Source organism: Nocardioides sp. CPCC 206348 (assembly GCF_048654705.1).
In the GTDB taxonomy this organism is placed as follows: Bacteria; Actinomycetota; Actinomycetes; order Propionibacteriales; family Nocardioidaceae; genus Nocardioides.
Genome location: NZ_JBMCZA010000205.1, coordinates 9,569 through 18,626, shown reverse-complemented (window position 1 = coordinate 18,626; position 9,058 = coordinate 9,569). Strand labels below are relative to the sequence as shown.

The following is a 9,058-nucleotide window of genomic DNA, read 5'->3' as shown; positions in this document are numbered from 1 at the left end:
AGCTGGTCGAGTGACGCCCGGTTGAAGTAGCCGTCGTCAATACGCACCTCGATGACCTGGTCAGCGCGGTTCTGGACGATCACCGATCCGTTGGGCGATTCGGTGACGACAACGGTCTCGTCCCACCGTTCGCGGAACTCGTTGGTGTCGCTCATCCCGGGAAGCTCCCCAGTCCGTCATAGCCATGAACGTTCTTGCGCGGCACACTGCCCAACGCGGGGGCCGGCTTGCAGAACTCCGACCAGGCTCCGTTGATGATGTTGATGTTCTTGTCCAGGTCCTTGGCGATCTTCTCCTCGGCCTCGCGCGTGTGCGTCTTGATGTCCTTGAGGGCGTCCTTGACATCGTCGATGCAACAACGCGGACAGCACGAGCTGATCTTGGGCTCCGGCTTGGAAGCTGCGTCGTAGACCTGCATTCCGGTGCTGGCGACACCGAGACCGGCACCGGCGACCGCGACCAGCGAGAGTGACGTGCCCGCAGTCGGGATGGCAGCAGCGATGCCAACGACGGCCGTCGCGACACTGAGCGCGATCGTCACGTCGTCACCATTGCACTCGGTGACCGCCTTCATCGCCTTCGTCGCTGCGTTCGACAGGTCATCGAGGTCCTTCAGGACTCCGGTCCACACGGCGGCCTCGGCGTTGAGCAGGATGCGCAGGGCGACCGTCGCGGCGAACTGGTTGGAGACACCGGTCTTCCAGCCGTCAGTCCAGATGTTGAACTGGTCCGCGCCCTTGCCCGTCCAGTCGTCGACCTCGTCGCCCGCGGAGATGGTCAGGTCGAGCACGCTGCTCGCCACCCCGGTCGACCCGTCGGTCTGGCCCGTGCTGTAGCCGCCTGTTGCGAGCTTCTCCATCGTGGTCAGCAGTCCGTCGGTGTACGTGCCGAAGTTGTCGGGCGAGGGCAGCGACGCGAAGTCGTCGTAGATGCCGAGGATCTCGTCCGACGGGATGTCGTACTGGTCGCAGTCCTCGCCATGGTCCTCCAGGGCGTCCTTCTGTGCCGCCAGGAGCTCGCTGGCCCGGCCCGGAAGGTCATGTTCGCTGAACGTCACGAGTCCACCCGCTGCTTCTCCCGCACATAGGCATCGCGTGCCGCCTGGTCCGTCAGCTCGTAGTCCTCGGCAGCCCAGACCAGCGCCTGGGCACAGGTGTCGATGGCGTCGCGAGAGTCGTCGACGGCCTTCTTGATCAGGCTCTGCAGCGCGTCGAACTTCGCACTCGGGTCCTCGCCCAGGCCCGGGGTCCGTGACATCAGCCAACTGTGGCTGTCGGTGAGCGGACGACTCGCCTCCCCGAGGACTCCGGAAACCTTGGGGAGAAGCACTGCTCCCGCACGCCACACACGTCCGACTTCAACTCCGAAGCCTTCGCCACTTCCACTCGGCATGCCTGTCCCTCTCGTTCGTCGACCGGTGGTCAGTCCTACCCCGTACGGAATGACCTTCAAACCCGGCGGCGAAACGCTCAGGACGGCCGAAGGGGAGGGAGATCCGAGAGGCTCAGCTCCGGTGGTAGTTCGGCGCCTCGATCGTCATCTCGACGTCGTGGGGGTGGCTCTCCTTGAGGGAGGCGGAGGTGATCCGGATGAACCGGCCCTTCTCCTGAAGCTCGGGAACGGTGCGCGCGCCGACGTAGAACATCGACTGCGAGAGGCCACCGATCAGCTGGTGGGCGACACCGGAGACCGGGCCCTTGTAGGCGACCTGGCCCTCGACGCCCTCGGGGACGATCTTGTCGTCGCTGGTGACCTCGGCCTGGAAGTACCGGTCCTTCGAGTACGACTTCTTGCCGCGCGAGGACATCGCACCGAGCGAACCCATGCCGCGGTACGCCTTGTACTGCTTGCCCAGGTGGAAGACGACGTCGCCGGGCGACTCCTCGCAACCGGCGAGCATGGAGCCGATCATCACGGACTCGGCACCGGCCACGATCGCCTTCGCGATGTCGCCGGACTGCTGCAGACCACCGTCGGCGATCACCGGGACGCCGGCCGGGTGGGCGGCCAGAGCGGCCTCGTAGACCGCGGTGACCTGCGGGACACCACAGCCGGTGACCACGCGCGTCGTACAGATCGAGCCCGGGCCGAAGCCGACCTTGACCGCGTCCGCTCCGGCGTCGACGAACGCCTGGGCGCCCTCGCGGGTCGCGACGTTGCCGCCGATGACCTGGACGTGCCGGGTGGCCGGGTCGGTCTTGAGACGACGGACCATGTCGAGCAGCAGGGTGACGTGGCCGTGCGCCGTGTCGGCAACGAGTACGTCGACGCCCGCATCGATCAGGCTGGTGGCCCGCTCCCACGCGTCGCCGAAGTAGCCGATGGCCGCGCCGACGAGGAGGCGGCCGCTGGCGTCCTTGGACGCGAGGGGGAACTGCTCGGACTTCACGAAGTCCTTGACCGTGATCAGGCCGCCGAGGCGACCCTGCTCGTCGACGAGGGGAAGGCGCTCGCGCTTGTGCTGGCGCAGCAGCAGGGTGGCGTCGTCACGGCTGATGCCGACCGGGCCGGTGATCAGCGGCATCGGCGTCATCACTTCGTCGACCTTGGTGGTCGCCCACTCCGCAACGGGCGTGAAGCGCAGGTCGCGGTTGGTGCAGATGCCGAGCAGGCGGTTGTCGGTGTCGACGACCGGGAGGCCAGAGACGCGGTACTCGCCACAGATCCGGTCGAGGTCCTCGAGCGTCGCGTCGGGCCCGATCGTGACCGGGTTGGAGATGATTCCGGTCTGGGTCCGCTTCACGAGGTCGACCTGGTAGGCCTGCTCCTCGGCGGAGAGGTTGCGGTGCAGGATGCCGATGCCGCCCTGGCGAGCCATGGCGATCGCCATCCGCGACTCGGTCACGGTGTCCATGGCGGCGCTGATGAGCGGCGCCTTGATCATGATGTCGCGCGTCAGGCGCGTACTCGTGTCGATGTCGTCCGGCGCGAGGTCGGAATGACCCGGCAGCAGCAGCACGTCGTCGTAGGTGAGACCAAGGGCTGCGAACTTGTCGGGGACCTCCACTCCCACATTCTAGGGGCAGGGCTTGACTGATCCGACACTCTGGGGGTGTGACCTCTGACCTGCCCCCGCACGTCCTGGTGTTGTTCGGCGCCACGGGTGATCTCGCGAGCCGCAAACTGTTCCCCGGTCTCTACCGGCTCGCCGCCGCCGGGCGACTCCCCACGCACTTCGCGGTGATCGGCAGTGGACGCCGCTCCCCCGGCACCGACGAGGAGTTCCGCGGACACGTCCGGGCCGCGCTCGCCGAGTTCGTCGGCGAGGTCGACGAGGCGATCGCCGAGCCCCTGCTCGACCGGATCCGCTTCGTCGCGTCGACCGCCGATGACGGCACCGAGTTGGCGCGCGCCGTGGAGGCTGCCGAGGACCGGCTGCTCGAGGACGCGCAGTGCCTGCTGGGCGACGTACGACGCCTGTTCTACCTCTCGGTGCCGCCGGGCGCCGTCAAGGGAATGGTCGGGATGCTCGATCGCGAGGATCTCGTCAGCCGCTCGCGCCTGGTGGCCGAGAAGCCGTTCGGCACCGACCTCGCGACGGCCCGCGACCTCCAGGCGGTGCTGGGTTCGGCCTTCGCCGATGACCAGGTCTTCCGCATCGACCACTTCCTCGGGAAGGAAGCGGTGCAGAACATCCTCGCGCTGCGCTTCGCGAACGGGTTGTTCGAGCCCGCGTGGAACCGGCACACGATCGAGTCGGTCCAGATCGACGTACCCGAGAAGCTGACCGTCGAGGGCCGCGGGAGCTTCTACGAGGGCACCGGGTGCCTGCGCGACATGGTGACCACCCACCTCACCCAGCTCCTCGGCTTCGTCGCACTGGAGGACCCGCATGCGTTCCGCGCCTCGGCGATCCGTGCCGCCAAGGCAGCCACCTTCTCGGCGCTGCGCCCGATCGACCCCGAGCGTGTCGTCTTCGGCCAGTACGACGGCTACCGCGACGAGCCCGACGTCGCCGACGACTCCACCGTCGAGACCTTCGTCGCCGCCGAGCTCTGGATCGACAACGACCGCTGGCGTGACGTCCCGTTCTACCTGCGCACCGGCAAGGCACTGGCCGACGGCCGGCGCACGATCACGGTCCGGTTCCGCGACCCGCGGCACCGCTGGCTCAAGCCTGCCCACGGCGGCACGCCGGAGCCCAACGAGCTGGTCATCGAGCTCGCGGACCAGCCGCGGATCGCGATCGACGTGCGTGCCAAGCGACCGGGCCCGGACATGGCGCTGGTGGAGGGCGTGTTCCGCCTCGACCTCGTCTGCGACGTCCCCGACGCCGACCCGCTGGAGGCCTACGAGCGGTTGCTGCTCGACGTGATGCGCGGTGACCGGACGCTGTTCATCAGCTCCGAGGAGGTCGACCGGCTCTGGGAGATCTTCCAGCCGGTGCTCGACCGGCGGCCGCCGACCGAGACCTACGAGCCCGGCTCGTGGGGACCGGCGACGGCACTGGCGCTCCCCATCGGCGGCTGGCGCCTCGGTAACCACGCCTAGCGCCAGAATCGCTGTTCTCTGCGAGAATCGCCGCATGGACAGGGCGCCTGCCGCTGCGGCGGCGATCGCCGGAGTCATGCTCGGGGCGGCCCCGGTCATCGAGCTCGCCGGAACGGCGCGCGGAGACACCGACAACGCGGCCGACGGCCTGCGCTTCCTCGACGAATCGGCGTACCGCTACGGCCTCGCGGGCTTCGCCCTCGTCGTGTGCGGGACGGCGCTGATCGTGGCCGCGCTGGGCTTCGCCCAGGCGGTGGCCCGACGCGGTGACCTCGGACTGGGCCTGCTCACCGTGACGACCCTGGCGGTCATCGCCGGCGCGAGCTACCTGTTCGCCGGGATCATCCGGCACACCTCGCACGGGACCATCGGCTACATCGCGGAGACGGACCGGGGCTGGGCCGAGTCCGCCTACCTCGGCACCCACATGATCGGCACACAGGCGCTGCTCCCGATGGCGAACCACCTGGTCGCGGCGTGGCTCGTCGGCATCGCCGTCCTGCTGCACCGGGCCGGCCGGCGCCGCCTCGCGCTGGTCGGCGTCCTCCCGGCCCTGCTGCTCGTGCTGTTCGTGGTGGACGCACTGGTCCCGGTCGCCGAGGACAGCGCCATCAGCGGCACGCTGTGGATCGGCTACATCCTGACCATGCTGGTCGCCCAGCCCCTGTCGCTCGTCGTCCTCGGCCTCGCGGCGTGGCGGGCCGGAGCGAGGTGGCTCGACGGGACGCCGAGCCCTCGTGCCGTCAGTGGTCCGGGCGCGTCCACTCCTCCGACTGGGTGAGCCGGAACAGATAGACCAACGGCGGTACGACGACCACGACCGCCACCGCGACGGCCACCAGCAGAGCCTGCAGGGTCGCCTGCGCTCCTGCTGCGTCCACGATGGTCACCTCGTCGACGAGCAGCCAGGGGTACTGCCCGACACCCCAGCCGGACACGACCGACGCCACGGCGACGACGGCCGTGAGCCGGGCGACGGCGTAGCGTCGGCGCCAGAGCAGCACCAGCGTGGCGAGGCCGGCCAGCGCAGCGAGCACGACGAGCGGTGCCGCCCGGCCCTCGAGGCCGGCCGCGAGCGTCGGCGCATCGTGGTCGATCGGCACCAGCGCCGCGAACACCACCGCACCGGTGACCACGCCGACACCCAGTGCGCGGATGCGCAGCTCATCGGCCAGCCGGGCCTGGCCGGACCGCGCCGCATCGGCGACGAGGAACGTCCCGGCGAGGAACGCACACGTGCCGACGGCGATCACGCCACCGAAGAGCGACGTCGGATTGACCCACGAGGACCAGCGGTCCCCCGTGCCTTCGAGCGGCACCCGGCCGGACGCGATGCCGCCCGCGACCGTGCCCAGGAAGAACGGCGTGATGATCGACGACGCGGCGAAGATGACGCCGAACAGGCGGGCCTGGCCCAGGGTCTCGGAGAACTTGCGGAACGCGAAGCTCGCTCCCCGCAGCACGATGCCGAGCAGGGCGAGGAGCAGCGGCAGCACGAGCGTCGACATCGCCGCCGCGAACGACTCGGGAAATGCCGTCCACCAGATCACCAGCACGTAGATCAGCCAGACGTGGTTGGCCTCCCACACCGGCCCGATGCTGTGGTCGACCAGCGTCCGCAGCTCCGCTCCACGGCGGCTGCTCCCGGCCGTCAGGTCGAAGAAGCCGGACCCGAAGTCGGCACCGCCGAGCACGGCGTACGCAATGATCCCGACGAACAGCGCCGCAGCGACGGCGACCTCGATGCTCATCGCTCGGCCCGCACATCCGGCGCGTAGGGGCTCGGCAGGTCGATCGCCCCTTCGCGCCAGCGTCGCGCCATCGACCGGAGTACGACGACCGCGCCCCACGTCATCAGCGAGTACACGACGGTCGTGGTCCCGAGCAGCCACCACAGGCTCGCGGTGTAGTCCCCGACGGCGTCGGTGGTGCGCATGACGCCGTACACGACCCAGGGCTGGCGGCCGACCTCCGTGGCGATCCACCCGGACTCCAGGGCGATCACGGCCAGCGGCCCGGCGGCCGCGGCGAAGCGGAGGAACCAGCGCTTCTCGAGCAGGTCCTTGCCGCGCCGTCGCTGGACCCAGAACAGCACGACGGCTCCGGCGAGCAGGGTGCCGATGCCGACCATGGTCTGGAACGCGAGGTGGGTCATGTTGACCGGTGGGTGCTCGTCCTCGGGAATGGTGTCGAGGCCGGGGACCGGCTTGTCCGGGGAGTTCATGGCGATCAGCGAGCCGAGGTACGGGATGTCGATCGCGCCCTTGACCTCACCGTCGACGAGCACGCCACCGAGCCGCAGGGGTGAGGGACTCTCGGTCGTCTCCGCCAGTTCGAACGCGGCCAGCTTGGCCGGCTGCCGGTCGTCGAGCCCGAAGCCCAGGACGTGGCCGACGAACGGTTGCGTGACGGCGGCGATCGACGCGAACACGAAGGGCACCATGAAGCCGAGCCGGTGGTGGGCGTCGCGGCGACCGCGGAGCATCCCGACGGCGTACACGCCGGCAACCGAGAACCCGGCGAGCATGTAGGCGCCGACCCACATGTGGGCGAACTGCAGGAACGCGTGCTGGTTGAACAGCACCGCCCACGGCTGGACGTCGGTCACCTCGCCGTCGACCATCCTGAACCCGGTCGGGACGTTCATCCAGGCATTGACCGCGAGGACGCAGTAGGCGCCGATGATCCCCGTGATCGCCATCGGCAGCACCATCATCACGTGCCGCTTCGGAGGCATCCGGCCCCAGCCGTAGAGGTAGATGCCGAGGAAGATCGCTTCCAGGAAGAAGGCCAGGCCCTCGAAGGCGAACGGCAGTCCCAGGACGTCGCCGTACGTCCCCATCAGGCCGGGCCAGAGCACGCCCATCTCGAAGCTGAGCACGGTGCCGGACACGGCGCCGATGGCGAACAGCACCGCGGAGACCTTCGCCCAGCGCTGGGCAAGGCCCAGAGCGACCGGGTCGTTGCGGCGGATGCCGCGCACGTGCATCGCGAAGATCATCGCGGGGAACGCGACGCCGAAGCAGGCCAGGATGATGTGCCAGCCCAACGAGAGCGCCATCTGCTGGCGGGCCGGGAGCAGGCCCGCGGGCTCGGCCTCGGTGGCGAGATGGGCCGTGAATTCGGCAAGGACGCTGGTGACGACATCGGGGGTCAACACGGAGTCGACGCTACCGCCTTGTGAATACTTTCACAAAGTCACTGCGGTGTTGCGCTGCTCACCCTCGGAGGTCGGTGATCGCGATCCGCACGGTGAGCGAATCCCCCGCCATGCGGATCCGTCCGCGCATACCCGCAGCCAGCACCATCGGGAGCACGGCGCGGGTCTCGGAGGGCGCGGTGAGCACGATCTCCTCGGCACCCTGGGCCCGCGCCACCCGCGCGACCTCGGCGAGCAGACGGGTCCCGACGCCCCGGCGGTGCCAGGCCGGATCGACCCACAGGTCCACCGGCCAGGGGTGGTCAGCGCTCTCCCCGACCGTCACCTCGGCACGGCCCGCGACCTTGCCGCCCGCGAGCGCGGAGACCACCGAGCCGTCCCGGACGTAGTCGGGATCGCCCGCACCGGGCTGGTGCGGGGCGGGCGGGGCCTGGGCGTCCAGCACCTCCCCGACCAGCTCGGCCAGCGCAGCTGCGCGGGCGCGCTCGGTCGCCGTGAAGGGCGGAGTACGACGGATCTGGATCGTCGCCGAACCACCCACCGTCATCTCGAGGACGTCGGCGGAGGCGTCACTGGCCGCGACGTCGGCGTCGAACAGGTGGGCCGCCACGTCGGGGAAGGTGGCCGGCTGGGCGATGATCGCGCGCACGGCCTGGACGTAACGGGTCGGCTGGTCCTCGAGCGCGGCGGTGGTCACCGGCACCGCGGAGACCGCGGCCCCGCCGGCACTGGAAACGAGGTCGAGCAAGTGGTCACGGGTCCAGTCCGCCGGCACCTGCAGCACGAGCTCGTCCGTCACCGAGCCTTCGTCGGGGAAGACCTGGACGGTCTGGATGTTGACCCCGGCCCGGCCGCACGCCGCAGCGAGCTCCGCCAGGGCCCCCGGTCGATCGGGCAATCCGGCACGCACTCGCCACAACATGTGCTCACTATGCCGGACCGAGGTGACAGCAGGCGATCACCAATGTTGCGACGAACACCTTCTTGCAGTGAGCCAGTCCGTGGCAGCCTTGGGCCATGCCGAGCTGGGTGTACTTCCTCCATCCCCCGCGGGACCGCTTCATCGAGACGATCACCGAGGAGGAGTCCGCGCTCATGCAGGCGCACGCGGGTTACCTCGAACAGCAGCTGGCCGAGGGAGCCCTGGTCCTCGCCGGTCCGACCTTCGGCGACACCAACACCGGAATCACGATCTTCGACGCCGAGGACGAGGACGCCGCTCGGGCGATCATGCAGGCCGATCCAGCCATTGCCGCCGGCCTGATGACGCCGGAGCTGCGCCCGATGCGGGTCAGCTTCCTCCGCGGGCGCGAGTGACCGTCGTACCACCCGTCGCTTCCGCCCCGCGGGTCGTACTCCCTGACTTGTGCTTGCGCTTCCTGGCCGTTGCAACAGCCAGGAAGCGCA

Annotated in this window: 9 protein-coding genes; 3 read left to right on the top strand and 6 right to left on the bottom strand. The window is 69.5% G+C overall.

The annotated features are described in order from the left end of the window. Positions 1 to 151: 151 nt before the first annotated feature. The 3 genes from ACOADB_RS20295 to guaB form a co-directional block, all read right to left on the bottom strand. Positions 152 to 1,057 (bottom strand): hypothetical protein, encoded by a 906-nt coding sequence (locus ACOADB_RS20295; protein ID WP_378602677.1) that lies wholly within the window; start codon positions 1,055 to 1,057, stop codon positions 152 to 154. Beyond that, positions 1,054 to 1,257, bottom strand: a complete 204-nt coding sequence (locus tag ACOADB_RS20290; protein WP_378602674.1) for a hypothetical protein — start codon at positions 1,255 to 1,257, stop codon at positions 1,054 to 1,056. Before ACOADB_RS20290 ends, ACOADB_RS20295 begins: the two co-directional genes overlap by 4 nt. Positions 1,258 to 1,504: 247 nt before the next feature. Then, complete coding sequence (gene guaB / locus ACOADB_RS20285; protein WP_378602671.1) at positions 1,505 to 3,007, bottom strand: IMP dehydrogenase; 1,503 nt, start codon at positions 3,005 to 3,007, stop codon at positions 1,505 to 1,507. A gap of 47 nt (positions 3,008 to 3,054) precedes the next feature. Here guaB and zwf point away from each other — a divergent pair, with 47 nt between their 5' ends. Together zwf and ACOADB_RS20275 are read left to right on the top strand one after the other, a co-directional pair. Then, positions 3,055 to 4,491: a glucose-6-phosphate dehydrogenase gene (gene zwf, locus ACOADB_RS20280; RefSeq protein ID WP_378602668.1), complete on the top strand. Its 1,437-nt coding sequence runs from the start codon at positions 3,055 to 3,057 to the stop codon at positions 4,489 to 4,491. A gap of 34 nt (positions 4,492 to 4,525) precedes the next feature. Beyond that, positions 4,526 to 5,272: a hypothetical protein gene (locus ACOADB_RS20275; RefSeq protein ID WP_378602665.1), complete on the top strand. Its 747-nt coding sequence runs from the start codon at positions 4,526 to 4,528 to the stop codon at positions 5,270 to 5,272. Here ACOADB_RS20275 and ACOADB_RS20270 read toward each other — a convergent pair. From ACOADB_RS20270 to ACOADB_RS20260, 3 genes are read right to left on the bottom strand one after another with little or no spacing between them, the layout of a single operon-like run. Next, positions 5,235 to 6,242, bottom strand: coding sequence for a cytochrome d ubiquinol oxidase subunit II (locus tag ACOADB_RS20270; RefSeq protein WP_378602663.1), 1,008 nt, complete (start codon positions 6,240 to 6,242; stop codon positions 5,235 to 5,237). The two genes, ACOADB_RS20275 and ACOADB_RS20270, sit on opposite strands and share 38 nt — an antisense overlap. Next, positions 6,239 to 7,651: a cytochrome ubiquinol oxidase subunit I gene (locus tag ACOADB_RS20265; protein WP_378602661.1), complete on the bottom strand. Its 1,413-nt coding sequence runs from the start codon at positions 7,649 to 7,651 to the stop codon at positions 6,239 to 6,241. Before ACOADB_RS20265 ends, ACOADB_RS20270 begins: the two co-directional genes overlap by 4 nt. Positions 7,652 to 7,709: 58 nt before the next feature. Beyond that, on the bottom strand, positions 7,710 to 8,573 hold the full coding sequence (locus ACOADB_RS20260) for a GNAT family N-acetyltransferase (RefSeq protein ID WP_378602659.1): 864 nt from the start codon (positions 8,571 to 8,573) through the stop codon (positions 7,710 to 7,712). 95 nt (positions 8,574 to 8,668) lie between these two features. Between ACOADB_RS20260 and ACOADB_RS20255 the strand changes: the two genes are divergently transcribed. Beyond that, positions 8,669 to 8,968, top strand: coding sequence for a YciI family protein (locus ACOADB_RS20255; RefSeq protein WP_378602657.1), 300 nt, complete (start codon positions 8,669 to 8,671; stop codon positions 8,966 to 8,968). The last annotated feature ends 90 nt before the right edge of the window (positions 8,969 to 9,058 follow it).

Excerpts from the sequence above, each read along its gene's own strand:
- ACOADB_RS20290 (WP_378602674.1), bottom strand. The coding sequence starts at position 1,257 with ATGTCACGGACCCCGGGCCTGGGCGAGGACCCGAGTGCGAAGTTCGAC.
- ACOADB_RS20275 (WP_378602665.1), top strand. The coding sequence starts at position 4,526 with ATGGACAGGGCGCCTGCCGCTGCGGCGGCGATCGCCGGAGTCATGCTC.
- ACOADB_RS20270 (WP_378602663.1), bottom strand. The coding sequence starts at position 6,242 with ATGAGCATCGAGGTCGCCGTCGCTGCGGCGCTGTTCGTCGGGATCATT.
- ACOADB_RS20260 (WP_378602659.1), bottom strand. The coding sequence starts at position 8,573 with ATGTTGTGGCGAGTGCGTGCCGGATTGCCCGATCGACCGGGGGCCCTG.
- ACOADB_RS20255 (WP_378602657.1), top strand. The coding sequence starts at position 8,669 with ATGCCGAGCTGGGTGTACTTCCTCCATCCCCCGCGGGACCGCTTCATC.